Raw genomic sequence first — 23,076 nt, 5'->3', positions numbered from 1 at the left:
AGGGGGGCCGTGTGAGGTTCTTACCGTGCGGATTTCCGTGCGTGATGCCCGCCCGGCCCTCTGGGAGGCCGATTCCGGAAGGACAGCAGCTGTGCCCGACGTTGTCCGGTGGATCCTCTCCACCGCCAGCACGCTCTTCGTCGTAATTCTCATGGTGAAGGCTTTTTCGGCCTGGGTCCGGAAGGACTGGGGGCAGATGGTGGCCGCGCTCGTCGGCTGTGCGCTGGTCTCCGCGTTCATATGGGCCGGCGACGCCGTTGTGCGGGCGGTCTCCGGGGTCTTGGGCGATGCAGCTCCTCGTCGTGAGCGCCCGAAGGACGTGTCCGGGAAGGAGACGCCGGGTCTGGACATCCCATGGCACGCGGTCTTGACGGTCGTGGGCGCGCTCCTTGCTCTGCTCGCCGTAGTGGTTGCGGTAGTTGGGCTGGAGCGGCTGCATCGCCGTCGCCGCCGGGAGCGTCGCCGGCTGGATGACCTGACGGCACGTCATGACGCCGTCCGGGAGGCGTACGGCGCCTTCGAGTCGAACATGCTGGAGAACCTGGACCGGCTCGCCCTCGCCGACGTGACGGTGCCGCAGACGGCTCGGCTCATCGACGCTCTCGACGCCGCGCGGGATGCAAGGATGGCGGCCCGCGCCGGAGCGCTCACAGAGTTCCGGCGGAGTGTGACGGCTCTCGAGCTGGCCTGGGCCGAAGCTGACCACTACGCGCGGAAGACCGGGGCGGGGTATCTGCCGGAGAACGAGCGGCGCAATATCGAACAGGCCCGGCTCGCGCTCGCCCTGGCTCTGGACGATGCCGGCAACCCGCATGAGCGTCGTCTCGCCTACGAGCGGGCTGTCGGCCTCATCGAGCAGGTGATTCCCGTGCCCCGGCACGCAGTCGCCGTGCTGGAGGGGCAGACCCGCCTCGCGCTCGGCAAGCCGTGACCCTTGCCCGGGTCCGGGACCATCGCGGAACGGTCGGCCTGCGCGCCGGCGGCAGTGCCCTCTCCCGGCCGCGGCGGGCGGCAGTGCGGGGCTTGTTCAGATGTCGCCGCGGAGGCGCACGAAGCGCGTACTGCCGTGCCGACCGGTGCCGGTGCGGGCCTCCACCAGGGGTCCATCGAGGACGGCCGTGACCGTCGTCCCGGAGGCTGTACGGGACGGCGCGCCAAGCTTGTTCCCGATCGCCATGGCGACCTGGCGCGACTGAGTCGGGGACAGCCGCGGTGAGGTGACCGTCCGGTGTCCGTCCGCGAGTTCCACCACCACGGCATGGGGGCGGCCGGGCGGGCCGGTGATGCCCACGAGGCGGGCGTCGGCGGTATCGGTGGGACGCCATTTAACCCAGGAGGAGCGGTCTGCTGGACGGTAGGCGGATCCGAGTGCCTTGGCCACGAGCCCCTCGACGCCTTGGGGAGCGAGGGCGGTGGCCCACTCAAGGGCCTCGGCGCGGTTGGTCGTGGCCATGACGGGCTGCGCGTAGGGTGCCGCGTTGCGCAGGTTCTCCTGCAGGTGCTGCCATCGTTCGGTGAGGGGAAGAGCGCGGATGTCCCGTGCGTCGCCTTGCGGTGCCGGTACGGCGAGGCAGTCGAAGGCGATGTAGGAGACGGCGACACCGGAGGCCGTTCGCCTGGCTTCGGTGGTCAGCAGTTCGGTGTTTCCAAACCTTCAGTTCGAAGGGAGACGGTGGCCTGCCGCCCACGTGGGGAGCTTGAGCTCCACGGCTGGGGATAGCGTCGTCGATGGCGATGCGCAGGACGAACCGGACCCCACCGGCTGCCCAGTCGCCACGTACACCCACCTGCCGAGAGCGTCGACTGTCACCCGGTTGCGGCGTACCAGCGAGTCAAACGCGTTACCCTGGGGGTGATGTTCCGGCGTATCGGACGGGTGGGTCATCTCACGCTCCTCGTGCTTTAGGCGTCAAGGATAACGAGCGGCGGGCCTCTCAGGTTTGGAAACAGGCTCCGAAAGCCAGGCGGCCGTGGACGAAGGCACACACATCTCCGTCCAGCACCAGGCCGTGGGGAAGGACTTCCGACAGGGCTGTGGCCAGCGTGGGGAACTCGGACGCGATGTCGCGGTGGGTCCTGGTCTGCAGGACGGTGCGGTCGCCGAGGGCGAAGGCGATGGCCCGGAATCCGTCCAGCTTGATCGAATATCGCACGGCTCCCCCGCCGGGCGAGCCTTCGGGCAACAGGTCGGGGACCGCTCGGGGCCGCATGACCTCGACCGGTGGGGACAGGATGCCGTGCTCTGTCGCCACATCCGCCAGCCTCTCCCGGCCCCGCGGTCCGCGCACGGGGTGACGGGCGTCCGGATCCCGGGGTGGCATCTGGTGGTCACGCGGCGAGGGCGGCGGGCTCGCCCAGCCGACTGGCTGCGGTACGCCACGCGGAGACGACGGCTTGGTAGGCCTGCGCGGTCGCGGTGGAGACGTCGGCGGACAGGTCGACGGCGTCACCGAGGTGGACGTGGAGCCGGGAGTGCCGCGCGGGCGTGGTGAGGATGCCGGCCAGCTGTTTGGCACGGCTTCCGGACGATACGCGGCGGGCTCCGGCCTGGCCGACCGGCACGACCTGCGCACCTGCCGCGCGGGCAAGGCGTGTCAGGCCGCTGCGGAACGGCTCGGGCGGTGCCTCGGCCGAGTCCTTGCGGCGCGGGAGCCGGCTCTCGGGGTAGATGAGGACGTGGCGGCCGGCCCGCAGTGCGGTCGCGGCGCTGTCGAGGGCCTCGCTGGCCCGGGCCGTGTTGCGGCAGACGGCGATGTGGCCCGCCGCGGTCGAGCATGCGGCCGAGCAGGGGGATGCGCCACAGCCCGGCCGTGGCCATGACCGCGGGTTCGATGTCCAGCAGGCGCAGGGCGGCCAGGACAATGCCGGGGTCGGCCAGTGACGTGTGGTTGGCGACGAGGATGCTTCCGGCCCGTGGCGGGCTCGCGACATCGGTGGTGACGGTCAGGCGTCCGACTGCGGGCATGACGGTGGCGGCGATACAGCCGAGTATGGAGAGTCCCCCTGGTCCGGTGTTGTGAAGTCTCCATCTTCGCCCGGGGTCCGGTCCCGCAGGTGTGCTCCCGACACGGTGGTGGATCAGGGCCGTTCGCCGGCCATGTGACGACGGTCTGCACCGCTGTGTCGTTGCGCACCAGCAGTGTGAGCGGGCGCAGGGGCGCTTCCTCGGGATGTCCGCCCTCGCCGGCATCCGGGAGACCGTGCGCGAAGTCGAAGGTGTCCGTGGCACCGCGGGTCCCGGGCCGCCCCTGTGCCTGGTGTCCGGGGTGCGCGCGGGACCAGATGGCGCCTTCGGCATCGAGCACGACGTCGCCGTGCTGCCACGGCGGCTCCGGCGGTAACTGCTGGCGGCGTGATCTCAGGGGCCCGTGGTGCCCCGGAGCACTGACACCGACCCCGGGGCCGGTGTCATCCGGCCCACTCCTTGAGGGTGGCGGCTATCTGGCGTACGTCGGCCGTTCCGGCCAGGGTCTGCTCGACGAGGTCTGCGGCCTCCTTGCTGGAGACGGTGGCGGTCAGGCCGCAGGCGCGCAGGAAGCCGAAGGCGACGGACAGGGCGAAGATCTCGTTGGAGTGCTCGAGGGCCGGGATGCGCAGGAGGCTCTGGAACAGGGCGGCGGCCCGGTGGTGAGGCTCGGTGTAGACCGGTACGCCCATGACCTCGTCGGCGTGGCGGGCCACCGCACCCCCGGTCGAACCCCAGTCCGAAACTGGTGGGTCGGCAGGGAGCCGCTGCTGGGCGATTTCGAGGAGCCAGGCGCGGTCGATCGTCAGCTGCACGGAAGAGCGTCCTCCGTCACGCGGCGCGGCCGGCGGCGGGCGCCGGTCCGAAACGGGCGGCGAACTCGTCGGCGTGCTGGTCGATGCACTCCTGCGCGCCCTCCAGGAAGCGGGCGCGCGTCAGGGTGTCCTCCAGGACCGTGCCGGCGTACGCCTCCGGGCCGACGCGCTTGTCCGCGGCCGCGCGCTGGAGGTCGGCGTAGGCCTCGTCACTCAGTTGGACCTCGATTTTCCGCATGATGACACGGTAGCGAGGAGCAGCCCGGCTGGGGAACGGAACGAGCCGACGCGCGTCGGGCGGCGCATGCGGCAGCACGGGGCAGGCCGTTGCCAGGTGCTGGTGCGGGGTGTCGCGTGGTGGCGCTGCTGTACGGTCGCGGTGCTGGTTCCGAAGGAGGGCATCACACCGTGAACGAGCACACCGGCACCCAGCTGTACATGTTCGTCGCCGACCGTCTGCACGAGCGGATGATCGCGCAGTACGCAGATGATGGTCAGCAGGCGGTGCGGAACTACGCCGACGAACGCCGGGCCGCGATGCGCCTGCACGAGGCGTTCATGGACGCCACGCGCGCCGGTGATGCCGCAGAGACGGCGAAGTACAGGCAGCTGCTCACCGACTGCGCCGCCGAGTGGTCCGAGCACGAGGCTCATCCGCTGCGGACGGCGGTATAGCCAGCGGCAGACGGCCCGGCGGACGCGGTGCCGGGCCGTCTGCCGCCTGGTCCTCGGGGGTCATGCGCGAGGTACGGGGCTGAGGTCGACGGTGATCAGGCCGAGGGCGGTGGCTAGTGCTGCGGCGTGCGCGCGGTCGGTGGCGTTGAGTCTGCGGCGGGCCTCGGCCAATTGCCGGGTGACGGTGGTCAGTGGGCGGTTCAGCCGGCGCGCGATGTGGTCGTTGGTGCATCCGGCGGCGGCGAGGCTGAGCACCTCGAGGATGGGCGGGGGCAGCTCGATCCCGCTGGCGGAGGCGAGCTGCGGCCGCTGGACCGGGTGGATGTTCTGGTGGAGGAGCTCTATCGCGCCGGGGAGCTGTGCGAACTTGCTGGCCAAGCTGCCTGCCTGCCGGGCCAGTTGTGTCACGAGCGATGTGAACCTGCACGGTCCCGGTGGGCATGCGTCGCGCTCGCAGCCGTGATCGAGCGTCATGATGTCGCGGCACAGTTTCGTGATCCTTGCCATGAGGTCCGTGGCGTCCTTCTTCAGCTCGTCGATCTCGCCGAGGAGCGGACAGATCCAGCAGGACGGGTCGTAGGTCCGGTAGGTGCCCGCGGGAGCAGACGGTGCAGCTTCCAGGGACGCGAGACGGCTCTGGAGGAAGCTGAACTGCCGGTAGATTTCTTCGAGTTCGGGGTCCGTGATGGTTGACGCAGTTCGCCGGGGAAGCCCTGCGATGTGCACCGGGCTGGAGGACGTGACGCTGGGGAGGAGGGTCATGGTGTCGGTGTCTTTCGTACGGCGCGGTGGGCGGGTCAGGCGGCTTTGCCGGAGGAGCGTTCGGCTCGGGCACGGGCCAGTGCCCGGGCCCGGGTGTCGTCGACGGCGGTGCTGCTCGGCCGGGCCTGGCGGAGTGCGAGGTCGCGGGCGAAGGCGTACTCGGGTTCGCGTGGAAGGCTGCGGTTCTGACGCTGGACGGCGGCCTGGACTGCAGGATCGGCGGTGCGCTGCGGTGTGCTCTCGTGCAGTGCGGCCAGCGCCTGGTGATAGCCCGGTGAGGCGTCCTGCCGCGTCTTGACGGCTGGCGCGGCGGTGGGTGCCGCAGGGCGGGAGGGCTGGGGGACGGGCTGGGGGACGGCGCCGGGGGCCAGGACGCGGATCGCGCGGACGGCGCTGGTGTCGGTCTGCGCCTGGAGGTACTCGACGAGCCGCGGGGCGAGGATGCGGGCCTGGGCGGCGTGGGAGGGCGAGGCGGGGAGCAGGTCGAGCTGCCCGCGGTCGGGGTGGTAGGCGACGGCGGCGACGTTCGCGGCGAGGTCGGGGAAGAGGTCCGGCCAGCGGGTGAGGACGGAGGCGCCCTCGGTGGGCAGTTCCCAGGCCCGGTCCGCGATCAGGCCGGCGAATGCAGCAGCGAGGTTGAGGGGGTCTCGGCCGTCGCGCCGGCGGGCGGTGCGGTTGCGGGGCGGCGGCTTGCGGACGGTGGCGGAGGTTTTGCGGGCGGCGTCGCGGGCGGCTTTGAGGGCCACGCGGGCGAGGTCGATGCCCGACGGTGCGGATGATGCGGGTGTGCTCACGTCTGCTCCCATGTGGTGTGGTGCAGGACCAGGTGGCCGGCACCGGAGAGGCGCTGGATCTGGTCGACGAAGCGGTGGGTGTACAGGCGGCGGGCGGAGAACTCGCCGTGCTCGCGGATGTGGTCCAGCACCAGCTGGTGGTCGTGCGTGGCGCGCATGCGCAGGTCGATGACCTGTTCGCGGGTCAGCTCCTCCAGCACGAGCGGCGCCCGGCCCGCGTCGTCGGCCGACTCCTCCTCGGTGCCCGGGGTGGTCACCGGTGTCAGCACGGGTGCCGCCGCTGCCGGGAACGGTGCGGCCGGGGTCGTGGGGACCGTCTCGAGCTCGGCGTCGGCGCGGGCCTGCGCGGCGGCTGCGCGCCGCGCGGCGTGTTCGGCCTCCAGCTGCTGACGGCGGCGGGCCTTCGCCCAGCCCTGCGCGGTGATCTCCTCGTGCAGCCGCCGCTCGACCGCCGTTTTCCGCTCGGCCTCGCCGGTGCGGGGCATCTCGGCCTCGAGTGCGTCCGCGATCCGCTGGCGCTGCGCGCGCCGGTCGGCGAGCAGGTACTCGCAGGTGGTGCACGCGCTGCCGGTGTCGAGTCGCAGTCCTTCGTCGCAGCGCGCATCGGCGCAGCCGGGGCGGCGCGGCAGGCCGCGGGCGATCAGCCAGCCCACCGGGTCGGTGACGGCGGCGGGGCCGCCGTCGGCGGCGAGCCGGCGGGTCAGGCGGGCGGCGAGGAGGTCGCCTGCGTCGGCCCGGCCCACGATGCCGGCCACTGCGGTGAGCTCGGTGCGGGCCGCGGACTCCACGAGGCGTCGGGCGTACGGGCGGTCCAGGCGCGCCCACAGCAGCTCGGCCGGCGCGAGCACAGCCAGCAGCTCGGCTGGCGGCCGGGGGGTCCTCCCCCGCTGCTGGCTGACGGGCCGCCGGGCCGGGCTGGCGGTGGGCTGCCGGTCCGATGCGCCTTCGTCGACGGGGGACTTGAACGGCTTGTCCCCGCGCAGCGGGCCGCGCCCGCCGACGATGAGCGCCAAGTGCCCCTGTGCATCAGCCCCGGCGGCGTCCTCGCGAGCATGTGCGCGGTCCGGCAGACCACGGGAGCTGAGACGGCCATGGCCGGAAAACCCGGAATCACCTTCACCATGACCAACTTCAGTAACCACTGGAGTGTGGTGTGCGTGGTGCTGTGCACTACCGGCGAGGTCTGCCGGGCAGGCCATCTCGCGCCCTGTGGCCTCCATGTCCGCAGGCAGGGCAAGGGTTTGGGCCCGTGTACGGGTGTCGAGATCCCCCTGTGCAGTAGCGGGGAGGTCTGAAAGGACGGTGCGGGAGGCGGTGCGGTCCTCCCGGTGGGCGGCCGTGCGGCCGTGGGCCTGGGCGACCGGGACCAGGCGCACCCGCGAGCGGTGGTTCAGGCCCGAGGCACTCTCGCGTCGGGTGACCTCGACGAGGCCCTGGTCCTGGAGCCGGGCCAGGACCTTCGCGCCGCCGGACGGCGTGCACCCCAGCAGGCGGGCCACCGTGGCGGCCGGGCGGCCGCGGTCGGAGGCCACGGTGCCGGGGCACAGCTGCAGCCAGCCCGTCGAGCCGGTCGAGAGGACCATCAGCAGCAGGCCCAGCCGGTCGGTGGCGGCGCCCCGGCCCGTGCGCGCGGCCAGCAGGCCGGCCGGGATCGGCGTACCGTCCTTCGGGGACCAGCCGGGGCCGAAGAGCGTCTCGCACAGACGCAGCAGCACCGCGAGTTCCACCCGCGACAGCGCCAGCGGGTGCCGGCGGTCGCCGCTGTCGTGGGCCTGGCGCAGCGGAATGATCTGGCAGTCGAGGCCGGTGGGGTGCCCGTAGGCGTCCGTGACCACCTCGGTCTCAAGGATCCCGGCGTTGCGCAGGTGGGGCAGCACGGAGTGCGCCACCGTCGACTGCGATACCCCGAGCCAGCGGCCGAGTTCTTCCGCCCAGATCGAGGTCCGGTACTCGCGGCGTGCCCTGGCCTTCGCCATGAGCACCACGGCGCCTAGGCGCACGGCATCGGAGGCCTCGCTCAGTGCCGGGGCGTCGGCCAGTGCGCGGACGGCTTTCATCAGCCGCTCGCGCATCGGCGTCGACAGCTGCAGGGGGTTGCCCAGTTCGAGCTGGACAACCCGGGGTGCGGGGGTGACGGTGGTGAGGGCGGAGCGGCGGTCCTGCGGGCAGGAGCAGGCGGGGCCGGGGGCGGTGGTGGCCCTGGGCCGGGCGTCAGGTGGAGGGCTGACCGCCGCGTGGGTGCGGGTGTGCACGGGGTGTCCTGGAGGGTTTGGGGCAGCACGAAGGAGGCCGTCGGCCCCGCTGCGGAAGTCGGGGCGGGCCGTCAAGCACGAAGGGTGGCCGGGGGCGGGCTGTCGCCCCCGGCGCGTCAGCAGATGGTCAGCTGCATCTGGACCGGCTCGGGCGCCGGGAGGTCGAGCTGTGCCTGGACAGGCTCCGGGCGCGGTGCGCGGGAGGGGGCGGCCGTCACGTGGCGGTTCGTCAGGGGCCGGTGCGGGGTGCGGCAGACGATGCGCGGCCGCGGCGGGTTCTTGGACTCCTCGGCGAGGAGCGCGGCCAGGCGCCGGACGCTGCGGGCCGACAGCTTGGTGCGCAGGCGCACGCTGCGCTCGGGCATGCCGCGCGAGAGGAGTTCCATGGCGCAGAGCTCGGCGCGGGCGACGTCGTCGTCGAACCGGGGCCAGGGCCGGGCCGGTGTGACCGTGGCCTTCTTGGGGGTCTGCTTGTTCACGGAGCGCCTCCCTGGGAAGCGGTCAGATCGGCTTCGACGACGACGCGGCGGGAGTGGCCGTTGGCGGGCCAGCAGGTGACGATCGTCAGTTTGGGCTTGGTCGGGGTGGCGCCGGGGTGCCCGGGGACCTGGGCGATGACGTTGACGTCGCTCGGGTCGACGGTGCGCACCGTGGTGACCGTGTAGGTGTAGGTGATGCGGCTCGCGGTGGTGACGATGACCTGTGAGCCGGCGGTGATGTTGTCGATGTTGCGGAACGCAGGGTCGCTCACGCCCGAACGGTGGCCTGCCAGCGCGAAGTTGCCGATCTGTCCGGCTTTCTCCGTCTTGGGGAAGTGCCCGATGCCGGCGCGCAGCTGCTGGTCGCCGACGCCTTCGTAGACTGGCTGGGCCCAGTTCTTGCCCAGGGCGGGGATGCGGATGATCTCGTGGATGCTGCCGCCGGAGCCCTGGGCGGGGCGGTCGCCGACCGCGTGGTCGTCGGCGGTGGAGGCGGGGTTGCTGCTGCCCCAGGTGCTCAGTGTGCGCTCGGCGTCGTCGGCGGCCTTGCTGCTGCTGTCCAGCACGGAGGGATCCCCGCCCAGGGGCGCATCGCTGGCGGCCGTGAGGGGGTCCGGGGTCCGGCCGTGCGCAGAGGGCGCACCGGAGGCCGGGGCGGCGGCGCGCGGACGCGCGTGGTGGTGGTCCTCGCTGTCGGCGGCCTGGGGCCAGCAGGCGGCGGTGATACCGATCGCGGCCGCGGCGGCAACCGCGCCGCCGATCATCACCTGGCGCTTGGTCGGCCGCCGGGCGGACGGAGTTGAGGGAGTGCCGGCCTCGTCGCCGCTGCGGGGGCCGGGGCGGCCGGTGGTGTGGTCGGAGTTGGTTTCAGGCATGGCTGCGTCCAACGAGTGAGGCAGGAAGTGTGAAAGGCGCGGGCAGGAGGCGCACTGGGGGATACGTCCCCTGCCCGCGAGCGGCCCGTTAGCGGGCCTGGCCGAAGCGGCTGATGAGCGGCTGTCAGGCGCCGGTCTTCGGCAGTACCGGGATGTCGACCGGGCGCGGCTTGGGCGTCTCCGGGGCCGGGATCTTGGTGTCCTTGACCGCGATGTCGGCGGCCTTGCCGCTGACGACGGTCACGGTCTGGTCCGGGGCGAGCTGGTAGCCCTCCACGGCGCGGGTCTCGTGGACGGTGTACTCGCCGGGGGCGAGGTCCTTGACCTGCCAGATGCCCTCGGCGTCGGTCTTGCCCTTGGCGACGACCTTGCCGTTGTGGTCCTTGACCTCGAACTCGACGTTCGCGAGCGGCTTGCCGGTGTAGGCAGCGGTCTTGGCGACCTTGATGCCGCCGGCGAGGTCCGCGATCTTCACGCTGGCCTGGGCCTCGGCGCTCGAGGTGCCGCCGAGCAGCAGCATGCGCTGGGCCTTGGTGTTGCTGGGGGTGGCTGCGCGCAGGGTGGTGCCGGGCAGGTCCTTGGCCGCGGCCTTCACGGTGGCGTCGCCGTCCTTGCCCGCGATGATCGAGGTCGTTGCGGTGCCGTCGGTGCCGGTGGTCACCTGGGCCGTGCCGGATCCGGCGCCGGTCGCCGTCAGGTTCACCTTGACCCCGGGCACCTTGGCGCCGGAGGCGGCGGTCACGTCGAGGGTGACCTTGACTTTCTCGCCCGGCTTGGCGCTGTTCTGGGTCTTGAGGCTGACCTTGTAGGGGCCGGCGAACTTCTTGGCCTCGTCCACGTAGGCCAGGGCCCGCGTCTTCGCGGCTGCCGGAACGCCGGCGGCGGCCAGGCGCTGTACAGCTCGCTTGCCGTCGGGGAGGGCGTAGGTGGATCCGGCTTCGAGAAGGGTGTAGGTCGCCGCATCGACCGCGGCGGCCTGCTCATCGTCCTGCGTCTGGCCGTACTTGGAGATGACGTAGGCGGCGCGTGTGATGTCCGCCTGGGCGGTGGGTTTGCCGGTCGCCGAGGTCCAGCTGCTGTACTCCTTGACCGGGCCGTAGCCGCCGGATGCCTCGGGGCCGGCGAGCGTCGGGTCCGCGCAGTACGCGGGGCCGTCGATGCCGGGAATCTTCTTACCGGGCGGGCCGTAGGCGCCGAGGTGCGACATGCCTGCGTGCCCGTCGGCGTCGGGTATCAGGAAGCCGGGGCCCCATTTGTCTGCCGCGCTCGCCATCGGCGTGAGCAGCATGCCCGCGCCCAGCGCAGCCGCCGTGCCAAGCACGACGGGATACCGAAACCGAAATCGGCGCGCGACGTGCGCGCGGGGCCCGGGAGGTGACACACTCATGCAGTCTCCGAATGCTCGGGGTATCACCCGACCCGGTCACATCAGGTTTACGAGGCCATGGGCGTGACCGGGCCGGGCATCCAGCTCACGCAGAGCAGGACAGAACAGGGGTAGCAGCTGGGGGTGTCCAAGGGGCGCCCCCAGTGATCGATACAGAAACTACCCGAGGTCAGTCTTGGTAGCAATCTTGGGGCTACAGTAATCCTGGTCATCCCATTCCGCCGCCGAGTTTTGGAGTCACCTGGTGCCGCCACGCCAGTTCAACGGCATGAAGCTGCGCATTGCGCGTCGCAGAACCGGCCTGAGCCAGGAGCGCTTTGGCGCGAGGCTGGGGCTCAGCAAGGCCACCATCGTCCAGTACGAGAAGTTTGGTGTGGCCGGCGGATCCGCCCCGCCGCCGGAGAGACTGCCGTCTATCGCGGAGGCCCTCGGCGCCGATCTGGAGACCATGTTCCCCAGGGTGGGCGAGCCGGATCTTGCCGATCTGCGTGCGGATGCCGGACTCACCCAGGCCAAGGCTGCCGAGCTCCTGCGCACGACCCGTGTTCCACTGAGCCAGGCGGAAAACGGCTCCCGGAAGCTGCCGTTGGAACTGCGCGCGAAGGCTGCCGCGCTCTACGGCGTGACGCCCGAGGAGCTGGAGGCAGCCGAGACGCGTTCCTCCCCCAAGGGGCGGTCGGGGCCGTTCGAGGCGGGCGATCTGCCGGCGGAGACACTGAGCGAGAAGATCCGCGCGGTTCTCGCCGACCGGCCCCAGGTCACCGACGAAGCAGTCGCTGCTGCCGTCAACCATGCCGCCGGCAGCAGCCTCGGACCACAGGACATCGCGGCCCTGCGCAGCCGAACGCGTGCCGCAGAGGAGGTCTTCGCCGGTCTGCCCATGGGTGCCGTCCGCGAAGGCCTGGCCTCGGCCCTGGGCGTCACGCCGTTCGACTTCATGCCGGGACAGCAAGTGGAGCAGCAGGTGATGGCCGGTCTGCAGTACCTGGCGGACCAGCGTGGAGGCGGGCCGAGGATGGCCGCGCGCGGCGAGACGATCATTGCGCCCGAGATGTACGACGTGCTCGTCGAGCTGCTGGCGCGCCAAGCCCCCGAGCAGGGCTCCAAGGGCGCGTAGACAGCGGTGGGCGCCAGATCCTGGCTCCATGAGTCCTTCGGCCTGACGCCCCACGTGCAGTCTCAGTGCTGCGCTGCGGATGGCTGGCCTGCTTGCTCCAACAGTTGTTCCACCACGGCAGGGTCCCTCCGGGCGTAGACGTCCTGCACCCGCATCATCCACTGCCCTTCAGCAGTGCTGTCCGCGAACGGTTTCGTCGGCAGGGGCGGCGCAGGCTGTCCAGACCGCCGTCCGGCCCAGGCCGACTGCAGCGCGGCGGCCATCCAGTACGCCTCCGCCGCTGCTTCAGCATCCGGATGCTGTGCCGTCGCCTCCTCCACCACGTTCCACAGTCCGGGGACCGCGTGGTGGCGCAGTTGCTCGCAAGCGTCGCCGATTTCCTGGACTACGCGGTCAACACGGACTTCCAGGGGAGGGGACAGACGCACGGCTTCTCGCAGTCGTGCCGCGGGCGGCTGGATCGAGAGGCCAGGGAACTGGCGGGCAAGATCTCGGCGGAGCGGGTGCAGACGCCACAGCGTCCGGCGTGCCCTCCAACGCTGAGCTGCCACGCCCGTGGTCGGCAAGCTGGCCCCGATGATGAACAGCACCGCACCCAGCATGTTGAGCAGATCGCTCAGCCCCTTCACGGTGTGCGCCGTGCCGGGGGCGGCGGGAACGGCCATGGCTCCCCACATGAAGCTCACCCTGATTGCGGAGTACGCCGCGAAGAGCCAGCACGCGCAGGCCCCGAGGGTCAGGCTGACCCGCAGGACCGCCGACTCGGCACGCCGGCTGACATGTCCCCACTGGTATCCGCAGGTCGCACCAGCCGATCCCAGGACCAGGTAGTACAGCGTCGCGAACAAGGACGCTCCCACCTCGCCTGCGTGGTCGGCGGTGAAGTCCTCGCTGGGCCGGGAACGGTCCACCACGACGAAGAACAAGAACAGCATGATGGGGACGACGGCCACCATCGCCCGGCGGCATACTCGGGCGACCTGTCGGCAGACCTCGATATAGCGCGGCGCTGCCACCTCCGTGACTCCGTAGCTGGTCACGGCGTAGTTCAGCAAGGCCAGCGAGGCGCCCATGGCCGCGAAATCTTTGACCAGGCCGCTGAGGTCGGTGACACCGAGGCCGTCAATGGCGTGCTGGACCGGGGGGAACCTCGCCCACAGCGCGACAGCGAACCCGGCAGCGCAGCCCCACAGGGTGCGCCGGAGGGTATCGCCGTACCGGACCGCGGGCAGGCGCCAGACGGCGACTGTGGTCATGGCGAGGCAGACGAACAGCAGGACGGCACTCAAGGTCGGTGGAGTTCCTTACAGTTGGCCGCTGCGCGGCGGCCGGGCCATGGGGTGGGTCAAGCTCGCCTCCATGCGGCTGAGCGGATCCTGTCCGCGGGCCGTCTGCTCACGGATGCGGCACTGGATGAATGACGCGAACAGCTCGGCCTCCTTCTCGTCGGCGCTCTCGTAGTGGGCGCGCGCGTTCACCACCGCTGGCGCGTGGGGATCGAGGAGACCGGCGAAGAGCGGCTGCAGGTGGGCGGGCAGCCCACCGGCCAGGTCCACGTCGTTGCCGTGGTTGAACCACAGGTGGGAGAGCTCGTGGAAGATGATGTTCAGGGTCTGGTTGGGCGTCGGACGGGGCCGGTACAGGATGAAGTGGGTGCGGCCGACGCTCAGACGCAGGCCGCACGCCGAGCGCAGGTCGGTGTGCGTGGGCACTGGCACCAGGTGAATGGTGCAGTCCCGGGCCTGCTCAATGCCGGCGATGAGGCCCGGGAGGGTGAACTCCTCGGGAAGCGGGAGATCCTCCAGCTGCTCGAAGCAGTGCTTGCTCAGGCGGCGCATCTCGCTGCCGCTGAGCAGCCAACGCACGGACATCGTCCTGCGGCCTACCTCTCTCGTCTCCTGTGACTCAATTGCTGTGCTGCCGCCTCCTGACGCCTGACGCGCATAAGAGCGCAGTGGTTGCAGCAGGGCGCTGGGGTAGCCGGCGTTGCCTCGAGGAGGACCAGCTGCGTGAAACGAATCGCGACGCGCGTGGGGCCGTCCGTAGAACGCCGTCACCGCGAGATCGACCATCGCTGCGTGCACAGCACGTCTCAACGATCGGGGTGACGTGACCAGCATCACGAACGGAACCAGTTCCTCCGGTCACTCTATTCCAGCTTCCGCCCAGCTCACGCCGCCGGGGGCAGGTACCCTGCACCCCGAGCCGATCTTCGACAATGGCGGCAATTTGACCCAAACCTGCCTTATCGGTGCAGTTTGGGGGCGTGGAATGGTGCGCCCTAGGACGGCTTGCGTGTGGCCATGCCATGTACCCTCCAAGCCATGCGAATTTCGGCCGACGCCCTCCTTTTCGACAGCGACGAGACCCTCGTTTCCTCCATGCGGTCGGTAGTGCGCGTATGGAGCCAGTGGGCCGAGTCGTACGGCATGACCCTGGAGGAGGCTATGTCGCGTGTCGAGGTGCACGGCCGGCCAGCCGCCGCGATCATCGCGGACCTCCTTCCAGCCGACCAGGTGGCCGAGGGGCTCCAGCGCCTGACCGAGGCCGAGGTCGCCGACGCGACCGCTGGCGGCGTAGTTCCTGTCCCGGGCGCCGTCGAACTGCTGACGTCGCTGCCTCAGGACCGCTGGGCGGTGGTGACCTCCAGCAACCAGCGGGTCGCCGCTGCACGTCTCGGCCGACTCGGTATCCACCCGAAGTTCCTGGTCACAGGCGACGACGTCACCCAGCACAAGCCCCACCCGGAGCCTTTCCTCCTGGCGGCCGAGCGGCTCGGCTTCGCCCCTGCTCGATGCATCGTCGTGGAGGACTCGCCCGCGGGCTTGGCCTCCGGACGGGCAGCTGGTATGGCGACCATTGCCCTGACTACGACGCACCCCGCCGATGAGCTTGACGGCGACGTGACGGTGGCCGACCTCTCTGCAGTGTCCGTGCAGGTCGTCGAGTCCGGAACCCTGGACGTCATCGTCGACTGCTGACGCGCGTGGTCTTGCGCGTTGCACCGAAACGGTCGAGGCCGGCTGTGTCAGATCTCCGTGACGTCCTTCCTCCCCATCGGCAGCGCAGCGGTGACGGGGGCACGCGTAGGCCGCTGCAGCACCCAGCGGTCGGCTGCCGCATTTGCTCCCAGTTCCCATAACCCCTTCTCGGATGTGCCTGCCGGTGAGCTGTCGGACCGGGCGCCGTGGGCCGTAGCGGTCCGCCCACGGCTTCGTGCTCCCGACTCTCCGCCAAGGGCCGGGAGCACAATCGCCGGTTACGCCACCACTCGGTCAATTCACCTCGCCGCGGAGGCCGTTGCCGTGCGCCCGCGAGAAGGTGCGCATGCTCGGACAGGACGAAGGCATGTGCGGTTGAAGATCGTCTCGCGGGTTCCTGATCCTGGCTCCCTCATGAGGAGATGTCAACTATTGTTCGTGCGAGTTATGCCAGGTGAAGGCGCCACCCAAGCCAGAGGCCTGGCTTAGGGCCCTCGCCACACCGACTATCGTTGGCGCCGGGGGTCGATGCGCATAGACTTCGTGCCGAGTTCAGTAAGGCCGTCCCGTGGTGTGCCCCGGTACGGAGAACCACTCCGGGGAGAGAGGCATCCAAGTGAGTGCCAGCGCTGTGGCTGCGGAGTACTCGGACCAGGAGGACCTGGCTGCGCGCGTGGCATGTCGCCTGAACGCCCTGTTCCAATGGATCCGGCACCCGGAGAGCAATCGCCCCTGGCTGGACGGCGAAGTGGCCGCAGTGACCGGTGTCAGCCGGGACACCGTCGAGGCGTTCCGCATGGGCATGCCTCTGGAAACCATCCACCCGGACCCGCCAACCGAAACACTGCCAGCCCGCCTGACAGGGCGTCTGGCCTTCTTCGTCGAGCGCGACGGAAGGGCCAAAAGGGAGATTGCCAGCGCAGCCGGATTTTCCGCTGAATACCTCGCAAAGCTCCTGAAGGGCCAAAGCCTGCCCACGATGGGCAAGGTGGAAGACCTCGCGGGAGCACTGGGCGTCGATCCCAGCGACCTGTCTGCGGACTCGCTGGGTGTGCTGGCCCGGCATTTCGAGCGCAGCGCGACCTGCCAGATCCCGCGCAGGTACCTGACGTACGCAGATGATCACCCCGATGTTCAGCGCGTCACGTACCACCTGGCCGACCTCGAGGCGTACCGGCGCCTGGAGAAGAACCTCGTAGGGGTCAGTTTTCGGAACACTGCCGGCCGCCTGGGTCCTGGTGCTCTTGCAGAGATTGCGGCGATCGTCGAACGGCGTGTTAAGGACCTGCCTCCGGAGGAGCCCGGCCGGTAGGAGACCGCCGGACGTAAACGCGTTAAGCGGCCGGAGAGTTGGCTGTCCAAGAGCCGGACTGGACGCTGCTGTTCATGCCGGGTTGACTCCTGGCAACCATGTCGACAGGCACAGGAACCCCTTGAAGGTGAGTTCCCTGTGCCAGGGATACAGGTAGGAGAGCTGGATGCGGCGAGCAATCGTCCTGGGCGGAAGTATTGCGGGTCTGGGCGCGGCGCGTGTGCTGAGCGATCACTTCGATCAGGTGGTCATCATCGAGCCGGATGATGCGAGCCTGTCGTCGGCGGTCCGGCGCGGTGTGCCGCAGGGCCGTCAGGTGCACGCGGTGCTGAGCATGGGGAGTGACCTGCTCGAGCGCTGGCTGCCAGGACTGTCGGACGATCTGGTCGCCGACGGTGCGATACCCAGTTACGGGGACAGCATCGAGCACTACGTCGATGGTGTCCACAAGTTCCCGGACTACTCCGAACGCACCATCGGGCTCACCCGGCCGCTGTTGGAAATGCATGTCCGCCGCCGGGTGCTGGCCGATAGCAAGGTGAGCCAGACGCGGGGCCGGGCGCAGAGCCTGGTCTTCACCGGCGAGCGTGTCACCGGCGTGCGCTATGTGGCCGAGGGCGCACAGGACAGCGAAACGCTGACGGCGGACCTGGTTGTCGATGCGACAGGCCGTGGCACTCAACTGGACCGGTGGCTTTCTTCATCGGGCTGGACCGCGCCGCCCCTCGAACGGATGGACCTGCAACTCGGTTACGCCACGGCGCTCTTCAAGAGCGGCGAGGAGCTGCCCGAGGTGGATGTCGTGCAGGCGATTTCGACTCCCCAGGGGCCGCACCGGGATTCCTTCGCCGCTGTACGGGTGGAAGGCGGCCGGTGGATGGTGGTGGTGTCTGCGTACGCGCAGGACCGGCCGACACGTGACCGCGAGGAGTTCCTCCAGCGGTGCCGCACTGCTCCCATCCCGCCGATCGCGGAAATTGCGAGCCAGTGCCCGATGGAGGGCGAGGTATCGACGTACACGATGGCCGACAGCCGCCGGCGCCGGTTCACGGCGCTGGACCGGTTCCCGGCAGGCCTTGTTGCCGTCGGTGACGCCGTGGCGTCCTTTAACCCGATTTACGGGCAGGGGGTGACTAGCGCGATGCTCCACGCCTCGTGCCTCTCGGCCTACCTGCGCTCAGAGGTCCCTCTCGATGAGCCGGCCTGGGGCTACTTCCGCCGGGTGCAGGTCATTGTGGACGCAGCGTGGGAGCTGTCCACGCTGATGGACCTTGCTCTCCCTCATGTTGACGGCCCGTACCCTCGGGGTTACCGGTTCGCCAGCTGGTACAGCGAGAAGCTCAACAGAGCAACCGTCAGCGACCCCAACCTGCACCGGCTGTTCCTGCAAGTCGCCCACATGCGCAAGCACCCACGAGTGCTCAGCCACCCCAAGACCATGCTGGCCGTGTCCCGCGCGCTGTTCATCGCCCGCCAGTTCACGCCCGCTGTGACCGTGTGAGCTGCGGTGTGGCTACCCGTCACCGAGCGGGCAGCCACACCGGCTGCGGATAGCCTGCGGTGGCTTTACCGGACCGCTGCCCATCCCTTCCGCCTGACCTGGAATCTGAGGGTGTCCATTTTAGGCCGGTCCGTTCGAGCCGGGTAGGCGGGACCGGCCGACGGTGTGAAAACCGTTGCCGGGCGCCTGAGCGGCTGCAGTCGCCAGGCGCACCACTGGTGCATGGAGAGCCCGCGCCACGCGTACCAGGCGCTCTCGTTCCCTGGTCGGCTCCACGGGAGGCAGCAGCTGTACGAGAGGTGTCTGTCGTGGGGACTCGTTGCGTTGTTTGCGGCTGACCGCGTCTAGCACCATGGCGGCCGTTGCCGTAGCGTCGGACTCCTCCTCGGACAGCCCCTGCTTGCGTGCGGCCGCGCGGACACGCTCGGCGGTTTCGGGGACCATCCATGGGCGCAGGTTTACCAAAGCGTCCAGTATTTCGATGACGCGCCGGAACAGGTGGAATCGCACCCCGAAAAGAGCCGCCCCGGGCTGTGCCAAGTGATCGGCGTTCTCGGGCACGACCAAGTCCCATAGCGGGCGCAGAGCCCGCAGGTCACTGCGTTCGCGTGCCCAGGTTCCGAAGACTGTTCCAAGGTAGCCGACTTGGTTGAAGAGTGCGCCGAAGGAGCCGATCAGCGGGCTCGCTGTGTCGAGGATGTCCAGTTCATGGTGTCCTGCGGCTGCGGCCAGAAAACCGACTGCCTTGGGCACGAAGGACAGCCCGATGAACATGTTCCCGATGCTCAGCCACCGCAGGCCTCGGACGGTCTCAACGCTGGGGGAGGCGTTGGTAACGAGAAAGTCCGCGCACTTCCAGCACTCACGTGCCGAGTCCCACTGCGCGAACAGGCACCCGCAGGCATAGAGGCACAAGAACGCCAAGATTCCCGGGATGTCAGCACATTCGACGTCGAACGACCATGGTGAAGGCGAGGCCGGTCCGGTAGAGGCATGAAAGAAGAACACCGTCATACCGACAGCGTTCAGCGCATAGAAAAACCCGAGGGTCCGGATCCTGCCGGATAGCCGCGAGACAGCGATCGCACCATTGTCCCGGCCCCACATGAGCACCAGGATGTGGTGGAGAGCAGCGAATCCGAAAATGCTCAGGTAGGCGATAAAGCTACCCAGGGCCGGGATACCCGACATCGCACCCAGCGCATGCCACACAACGGGCGACATTGCCGCGAAAGCTACAGTTCCTGCGAACGAAGATAGGGTGATGACCAGCAGGTAATCCTTGAACCCCCTCAAGAGTTCCAGGAGTTTACCAACCCCGATAACCCCGCAAACAAGCGAGATCGGGAGGTATATCACGTCAAGGATTGTTTCAGACACCCGTTCTCCGGTGAGCCAATGACGAGGTGATCCGGGTGACGGCATGCTCTTGAGGTGACAGCATGAGCAGATCGGCGAGATGCGTCGCCGCGATCTCTGCCTCACGCTCCTGCTGGTCTGCGTAGTGGTTGTCGTGAAGGCTCCGCTTCATGACCATAGCCTGCGCTGTATCACCGACTTCTGGAAACCACGACCGAGCCGTGCGTCTGTCGAGCAGGCCCTCCTCGGAAGGCTGGTGTCCGAGCCACAAGTGAGCAGCCTCATGGCAGCCAATCAGTGCCTGCAGCAGAACCGGCACGCTGTCGTCGATGACGATGAGGTCGGCACTCGCCCCCCGCACGCGGACGCAGATTCCGGTACAGCCAGGCGGCAGCGGTTCGTAGGCGATGACGATGTCCCTGTCCCTCGCTGCCGCGACCGCATCGACCACGTCCTGCAGCGTCGGGAGCTCGGGCAGGCACAACTCGTCGCGGATACGACGCGCGATCCTGCGTCGCTCCCGTCTGATCCCCACGACGCCCTCTTCCCTTCAGCGGCCAGCCGGATTTCAGCTCAAGGATTCTAGTGTGATGCGCCAGAAATCAGAGGCGTAAGTGGCTAGGGAGTCTTGGTGTCGGGCGGGGCGATCTTCGCGAGGTAGTCCGCGAGCGAGTTGAGGATCTCGTCGGCGGTCTTGGTCCAGGTGAAGGGCCGTGGGTTCTCGTTCCACGTCTCGATCCATGCCCTGATGTCGTCTTCCAGGGCCTTCACAGAGCGGTGGACACCGCGGCGGATGAGTTTGTCGGTCAGCAGGCCGAACCACCGCTCCACTTGGTTGAGCCAGGAGGAACCGGTGGGGGTGAAGTGCACGTGGAAGCGGGGATGCCGGCCCAGCCACGTCCTGATCTCGGGGGTGTTGTGGGTGGCGTAGTTGTCGCATACCAGGTGCACATCGAGTTCGCGCGGCACTGCCTTGTCGATCGTGACCAGGAACTTCTTGAACTCGATGGCCCGGTGACGGCGGTGGAGTTCCGATATGACGGTGCCGTCGGCGATGTTGAAGGCGGCGAACAGGCTGGTGATGCCGTGCCGGAAGTAGTCGTGGGTACGCCGCTCGGGCATCCCCGGCATCATCGGCAGGACCGGCTGGGAACGGTCCAGAGCCTGGATCTGGCTCTTCTCGTCCACGCACAGCACTACCGCCTTCTCGGGCGGGTGGTGGTACAGGCCGACGACGTCGACGACCTTGGCGACGAACTGCGGGTCGGTGGAGAGCTTGAAGGTGTCCTGCAAGTGTGGCTTGAGATCGAACCGCTTCCAGATCCGCCCGACCGTCGACTTCGACAGGCCCGAGTGCTTCGCCATGGAGGCCCGCGACCAGTGCGTGTCCCGGCCGGGCGTGGACTCCAGCGTCGCCACGAGGACGTCCTCGACCTGGTCCAGCAGGATCGACGGCGGACGGCCCACGCGCGGCTCGTCCGCCAGTCCGTCCAGACGGCGGGCGATGAAGCGGGACCGCCAGCGGTTCACCGTCGCATGGGCAATGCCCAGCTCGGCGGCGACCTGCTTGTTCGTCCCGCCTTCCGCGCACCGCAGCACGATCTTCGCGCGCAGAGCGAGGTACTGCGCGGTCTTCGCCCGCCTCGCCCAGCGCGTCAGCTGGACATGCTCCTCGTCGGTCAGGACCAGTCCCGCCTTGCGCCGGCCCGGCCGCGGCGCGTCCGTCAGAGCATCCATCCGCCGCTCAGCGAACCGTGTTCGCCACTTGCGGACCGTGTCCGCCGTCACGCCGAGCTTCGCCGCCACACGCACGGTCGGCAGCCCCTCGGCGCAGGCCAGGACAATCCGCGCCCGTTCCGCCAGACGCGCCCCTGCCGCCCCGTCGGCCCACCGCGTCAGCTCCGTGAACTCCTCAGCGGACAACACAATTTCAACAGCACGAGGCCCTGGTGACATGAGAAAACCCTAGCCACTTACGCCTCTGATTTCTGGCGCATCACACTAGAGGCGTGTGATGGCGCCACTACGCACCCCCGCCCGCGTCACACGCGAGCCTGGCGGCCATCGCTCGAGGAACACGAGGCACAGACTGAACGACCCTGTCGAGGCCCCTGCTTGGGACAGGACAGGGCACCCGCCAGGTGGATGCTGCTGCACGTGTTGGCCTTCCCCGGTGCGCGCAGCGACGGACACCCACGGTCAGTCCGTCACGCTTCGTTGCCGAACGATAGCTGGGGGCGTCATGAATCTGTCAAGAGTGGATCACGAGCTCATGCCGTCGCTGGTCGCGAACCAACACCAGATGTCCATGGCGTCGCAACGGCGTCATCAGCCAGTCCTGTGCACGGCCGCGAGCTCACCCGCTGGGCCGCACCGGCTCGACCTCGAGAAAGCGCAGCCCACGAGGCCCCCGATAGAGCAAGGAGTCCCACCCCGCCCGCCGCAGGGCCTCAGCGCACGCGGCCAGCCGCTCTCCTTCCTCCCGAGCGGTGCCGCTGCCGCGCGGACCGAGCCAGTAGACGCGGATCCGGCCCGGCTCGTCGGCAGCACGGACGCAGAATCCGGTGACGGTCCGCTGCCCGGCCTCGTCGACCGCGGAGGGCGGGATGCCCTCGGCCCCCTCCAGGACGAGGGAGACGGCCTGCACCATCTGCGCCCGCTCCCACGGCGCAAGTACCTCCGGCGGCAGGGCCAGCCGGGCCGTTGACGAACGTACGGGCGAGCATCATGCCGGCATACGCCGCGCGTACCTCGGTATCACGCGCATGCGCCTCAGCCGGCGACGCGGGGGCCAGCGCGTCGCCGGTCGCGGCGACGAAGCCTCCTTCGTGGACAGTCATCTGCGCTCCGTCGGTTGTGCGGCCGCCGCGGGTTCATCCGCTCCCCGCCTTCCCGTCATTCTCCTGCCGGTGTGAAGCTGTGGCACCAGCTCGAGCGTCCAGAGCTCCACTGCCATGCGGACACCCTCATCAGGCAGCGCGGGGGCGTCAAGGGCACAGGCGCCCCTGGTGACGGCACTCTGGCCTCTCCTCACCTACAGCCGGGCCACGGCCAGGGGGCCGGCCCCTCAGGCGTGGACCGGGCGGCCGGAGGAGCTGGTCGGCTACTTGAGCTTCAGCTTGGCCAGGGCGGTGGTCCAGTCGGTGGCGATCGCCTGCTGGGCGTCTCGGAGCTGGGCCTTGCCCGAGCACACCACGGTGTGCAGCTGCGATTCGACAGCGTCCTTCGGGTTGTTCGGCCCGGCGCCAGCCTTGTGGCCCGGCGACGGCGGCTCGACCCACAGGTTGCGCGCGTCGTTCGGGTCGCCGCCGAGCTCCAGGCTCACCAGATGGTCGTACTCCGCATCATGAAGGTCACCGGTGTAGCCGTACGCCCGCGCGCTGGCGGCCTTCTCCGGCGCCGTGATGCTGACCGGCGGGCGGATGCCCTTGGTGTACCCGGTCGGGCGGCAGATCGTCTGCTTCAAGGTCGCCTGCGTGACGTCCGGATTTAGGGCTCCCGGGGTGCAACGAGGGTCCGGCAACGGCTGCTTGTCCGGGGTGTAGCGGTAGTGGCAGGAACCGGCCGAGGCTTGCTGCTGCACCGCGTACTTCTTCTGCGGCCCCGGGCCCGCTGGGATGGAGCCAGCGGCAGCGTCGCCAGCGTCCGGGCCGCGTAGCCCCTGCGCCGGGCTGGCGGTGTTCTTGGCATCTTGCGATGACCGGCCGGAGCAGCCGGCCAGGGACAGCACGATCAGTGCCGCGGCCACGGCCGCCTGCGCTTGACGAGCTTTCACAGGGCCCCCGTAGTGTGCGTAGTGGAG

23 protein-coding genes and 1 pseudogene are annotated in these 23,076 nt (G+C 69.5%); 6 read left to right on the top strand and 18 right to left on the bottom strand.

What is annotated here, in order from left to right; genetic code table 11:
- The first annotated feature begins 91 nt into the window (after nt 1-91).
- Entirely contained in the window at nt 92-931 is an 840-nt protein-coding gene (locus tag AB8735_RS39470; protein WP_372412766.1) for a hypothetical protein, read from the top strand.
- A 96-nt stretch (nt 932-1,027) separates the two neighbouring features.
- Here AB8735_RS39470 and AB8735_RS39465 read toward each other — a convergent pair whose 3' ends face one another.
- The 5 genes and pseudogenes from AB8735_RS39465 to AB8735_RS39445 all read right to left on the bottom strand — a co-directional run bounded on the left by AB8735_RS39465 (nt 1,028) and on the right by AB8735_RS39445 (nt 4,018).
- Nucleotides 1,028-1,633: a hypothetical protein gene (locus tag AB8735_RS39465; RefSeq protein WP_372412821.1), complete on the bottom strand. Its 606-nt coding sequence runs from the start codon at nt 1,631-1,633 to the stop codon at nt 1,028-1,030.
- Nucleotides 1,634-1,934: 301 nt separating this feature from the next.
- Nucleotides 1,935-2,252 (bottom strand): hypothetical protein, encoded by a 318-nt coding sequence (locus tag AB8735_RS39460; RefSeq protein ID WP_372412764.1) that lies wholly within the window; start codon nt 2,250-2,252, stop codon nt 1,935-1,937.
- 76 nt (nt 2,253-2,328) lie between these two features.
- Nucleotides 2,329-2,992 (bottom strand): annotated as a pseudogene (locus AB8735_RS39455) (lysophospholipid acyltransferase family protein).
- A gap of 416 nt (nt 2,993-3,408) precedes the next feature.
- Nucleotides 3,409-3,780, bottom strand: a complete 372-nt coding sequence (locus AB8735_RS39450; RefSeq protein WP_372412762.1) for a fic family toxin-antitoxin system, toxin component — start codon at nt 3,778-3,780, stop codon at nt 3,409-3,411.
- 16 nt (nt 3,781-3,796) lie between these two features.
- Nucleotides 3,797-4,018: a hypothetical protein gene (locus AB8735_RS39445; RefSeq protein WP_372412761.1), complete on the bottom strand. Its 222-nt coding sequence runs from the start codon at nt 4,016-4,018 to the stop codon at nt 3,797-3,799.
- A gap of 170 nt (nt 4,019-4,188) precedes the next feature.
- On the opposite strand from AB8735_RS39445, the gene AB8735_RS39440 reads away from it, so the two are divergent.
- Nucleotides 4,189-4,455 (top strand): hypothetical protein, encoded by a 267-nt coding sequence (locus AB8735_RS39440; protein ID WP_372412759.1) that lies wholly within the window; start codon nt 4,189-4,191, stop codon nt 4,453-4,455.
- Nucleotides 4,456-4,515: 60 nt separating this feature from the next.
- Here the strand turns inward: AB8735_RS39440 and AB8735_RS39435 are convergent, their stop codons facing one another.
- The 6 genes from AB8735_RS39435 to AB8735_RS39410 form a co-directional block, all read right to left on the bottom strand.
- Entirely contained in the window at nt 4,516-5,217 is a 702-nt protein-coding gene (locus tag AB8735_RS39435) for a LuxR C-terminal-related transcriptional regulator (protein WP_372412757.1), read from the bottom strand.
- Nucleotides 5,218-5,252: 35 nt separating this feature from the next.
- Nucleotides 5,253-6,011: a DUF721 domain-containing protein gene (locus AB8735_RS39430; protein WP_372412756.1), complete on the bottom strand. Its 759-nt coding sequence runs from the start codon at nt 6,009-6,011 to the stop codon at nt 5,253-5,255.
- On the bottom strand, nt 6,008-8,263 hold the full coding sequence (locus AB8735_RS39425) for a hypothetical protein (RefSeq protein ID WP_372412754.1): 2,256 nt from the start codon (nt 8,261-8,263) through the stop codon (nt 6,008-6,010). Before AB8735_RS39425 ends, AB8735_RS39430 begins: the two co-directional genes overlap by 4 nt.
- 116 nt (nt 8,264-8,379) lie before the next feature.
- Nucleotides 8,380-8,742, bottom strand: coding sequence for a hypothetical protein (locus AB8735_RS39420; RefSeq protein WP_372412752.1), 363 nt, complete (start codon nt 8,740-8,742; stop codon nt 8,380-8,382).
- Complete coding sequence (locus AB8735_RS39415) at nt 8,739-9,617, bottom strand: sortase (protein WP_372412750.1); 879 nt, start codon at nt 9,615-9,617, stop codon at nt 8,739-8,741. Before AB8735_RS39415 ends, AB8735_RS39420 begins: the two co-directional genes overlap by 4 nt.
- Before the next feature lie 124 nt (nt 9,618-9,741).
- Nucleotides 9,742-10,938 carry a collagen binding domain-containing protein gene (locus tag AB8735_RS39410; RefSeq protein WP_372412749.1) on the bottom strand — a complete coding sequence of 399 codons (1,197 nt, stop codon included), beginning with the start codon at nt 10,936-10,938 and terminating at the stop codon, nt 9,742-9,744.
- A gap of 310 nt (nt 10,939-11,248) precedes the next feature.
- Between AB8735_RS39410 and AB8735_RS39405 the strand changes: the two genes are divergently transcribed.
- Nucleotides 11,249-12,121: a helix-turn-helix domain-containing protein gene (locus tag AB8735_RS39405; protein WP_372412747.1), complete on the top strand. Its 873-nt coding sequence runs from the start codon at nt 11,249-11,251 to the stop codon at nt 12,119-12,121.
- 62 nt (nt 12,122-12,183) lie between these two features.
- Here the strand turns inward: AB8735_RS39405 and AB8735_RS39400 are convergent, their stop codons facing one another.
- Together AB8735_RS39400 and AB8735_RS39395 are read right to left on the bottom strand one after the other, a co-directional pair.
- Complete coding sequence (locus tag AB8735_RS39400) at nt 12,184-13,410, bottom strand: MAB_1171c family putative transporter (protein ID WP_372412745.1); 1,227 nt, start codon at nt 13,408-13,410, stop codon at nt 12,184-12,186.
- A 15-nt stretch (nt 13,411-13,425) separates the two neighbouring features.
- Nucleotides 13,426-13,986: a toxin gene (locus AB8735_RS39395; RefSeq protein WP_372412743.1), complete on the bottom strand. Its 561-nt coding sequence runs from the start codon at nt 13,984-13,986 to the stop codon at nt 13,426-13,428.
- 459 nt (nt 13,987-14,445) lie between these two features.
- On the opposite strand from AB8735_RS39395, the gene AB8735_RS39390 reads away from it, so the two are divergent.
- The 3 genes from AB8735_RS39390 to AB8735_RS39380 all read left to right on the top strand — a co-directional run bounded on the left by AB8735_RS39390 (nt 14,446) and on the right by AB8735_RS39380 (nt 17,915).
- On the top strand, nt 14,446-15,102 hold the full coding sequence (locus AB8735_RS39390; RefSeq protein ID WP_372412742.1) for an HAD-IA family hydrolase: 657 nt from the start codon (nt 14,446-14,448) through the stop codon (nt 15,100-15,102).
- A 631-nt stretch (nt 15,103-15,733) separates the two neighbouring features.
- The gene (locus AB8735_RS39385; protein ID WP_372412740.1) at nt 15,734-16,414 is read left to right on the top strand and encodes a helix-turn-helix domain-containing protein; all 681 of its coding nucleotides are present in this window, start codon (nt 15,734-15,736) and stop codon (nt 16,412-16,414) included.
- 166 nt (nt 16,415-16,580) lie between these two features.
- Nucleotides 16,581-17,915: an NAD(P)/FAD-dependent oxidoreductase gene (locus AB8735_RS39380; protein ID WP_372412738.1), complete on the top strand. Its 1,335-nt coding sequence runs from the start codon at nt 16,581-16,583 to the stop codon at nt 17,913-17,915.
- Between the two features lie 120 nt (nt 17,916-18,035).
- On the opposite strand, the gene AB8735_RS39375 is transcribed toward AB8735_RS39380, so the two are convergent.
- The 5 genes from AB8735_RS39375 to AB8735_RS39355 form a co-directional block, all read right to left on the bottom strand.
- The gene (locus tag AB8735_RS39375) at nt 18,036-19,274 is read right to left on the bottom strand and encodes an MAB_1171c family putative transporter (RefSeq protein WP_372412736.1); all 1,239 of its coding nucleotides are present in this window, start codon (nt 19,272-19,274) and stop codon (nt 18,036-18,038) included.
- Between the two features lie 13 nt (nt 19,275-19,287).
- Nucleotides 19,288-19,809, bottom strand: coding sequence for a hypothetical protein (locus AB8735_RS39370; RefSeq protein ID WP_372412734.1), 522 nt, complete (start codon nt 19,807-19,809; stop codon nt 19,288-19,290).
- An 83-nt stretch (nt 19,810-19,892) separates the two neighbouring features.
- Nucleotides 19,893-21,230, bottom strand: coding sequence for an IS630 family transposase (locus tag AB8735_RS39365; protein ID WP_372406756.1), 1,338 nt, complete (start codon nt 21,228-21,230; stop codon nt 19,893-19,895).
- Nucleotides 21,231-21,630: 400 nt separating this feature from the next.
- A complete protein-coding gene (locus AB8735_RS39360; RefSeq protein ID WP_372412733.1) occupies nt 21,631-21,924 on the bottom strand; it encodes a hypothetical protein in 294 nt (97 codons plus the stop codon).
- A 453-nt stretch (nt 21,925-22,377) separates the two neighbouring features.
- Complete coding sequence (locus AB8735_RS39355; RefSeq protein WP_372412731.1) at nt 22,378-23,022, bottom strand: hypothetical protein; 645 nt, start codon at nt 23,020-23,022, stop codon at nt 22,378-22,380.
- Nucleotides 23,023-23,076 lie beyond the last annotated feature (54 nt).

The sequence above is a fragment of the Streptomyces luteireticuli genome (assembly GCF_041519305.1).
Classification (GTDB): domain Bacteria; phylum Actinomycetota; class Actinomycetes; order Streptomycetales; family Streptomycetaceae; genus Streptomyces; species Streptomyces luteireticuli.
This window is presented reverse-complemented; position numbering and strand designations above follow the sequence as displayed.

Coding starts and splice junctions, on each gene's coding strand:
- AB8735_RS39380 (WP_372412738.1), top strand. CDS start 16,581: ATGCGGCGAGCAATCGTCCTGGGCGGAAGTATTGCGGGTCTGGGCGCG.
- AB8735_RS39435 (WP_372412757.1), bottom strand. CDS start 5,217: ATGACCCTCCTCCCCAGCGTCACGTCCTCCAGCCCGGTGCACATCGCA.
- AB8735_RS39365 (WP_372406756.1), bottom strand. CDS start 21,230: ATGTCACCAGGGCCTCGTGCTGTTGAAATTGTGTTGTCCGCTGAGGAG.
- AB8735_RS39390 (WP_372412742.1), top strand. CDS start 14,446: ATGCGAATTTCGGCCGACGCCCTCCTTTTCGACAGCGACGAGACCCTC.
- AB8735_RS39360 (WP_372412733.1), bottom strand. CDS start 21,924: ATGGTGCAGGCCGTCTCCCTCGTCCTGGAGGGGGCCGAGGGCATCCCG.
- AB8735_RS39415 (WP_372412750.1), bottom strand. CDS start 9,617: ATGCCTGAAACCAACTCCGACCACACCACCGGCCGCCCCGGCCCCCGC.
- AB8735_RS39445 (WP_372412761.1), bottom strand. CDS start 4,018: ATGCGGAAAATCGAGGTCCAACTGAGTGACGAGGCCTACGCCGACCTC.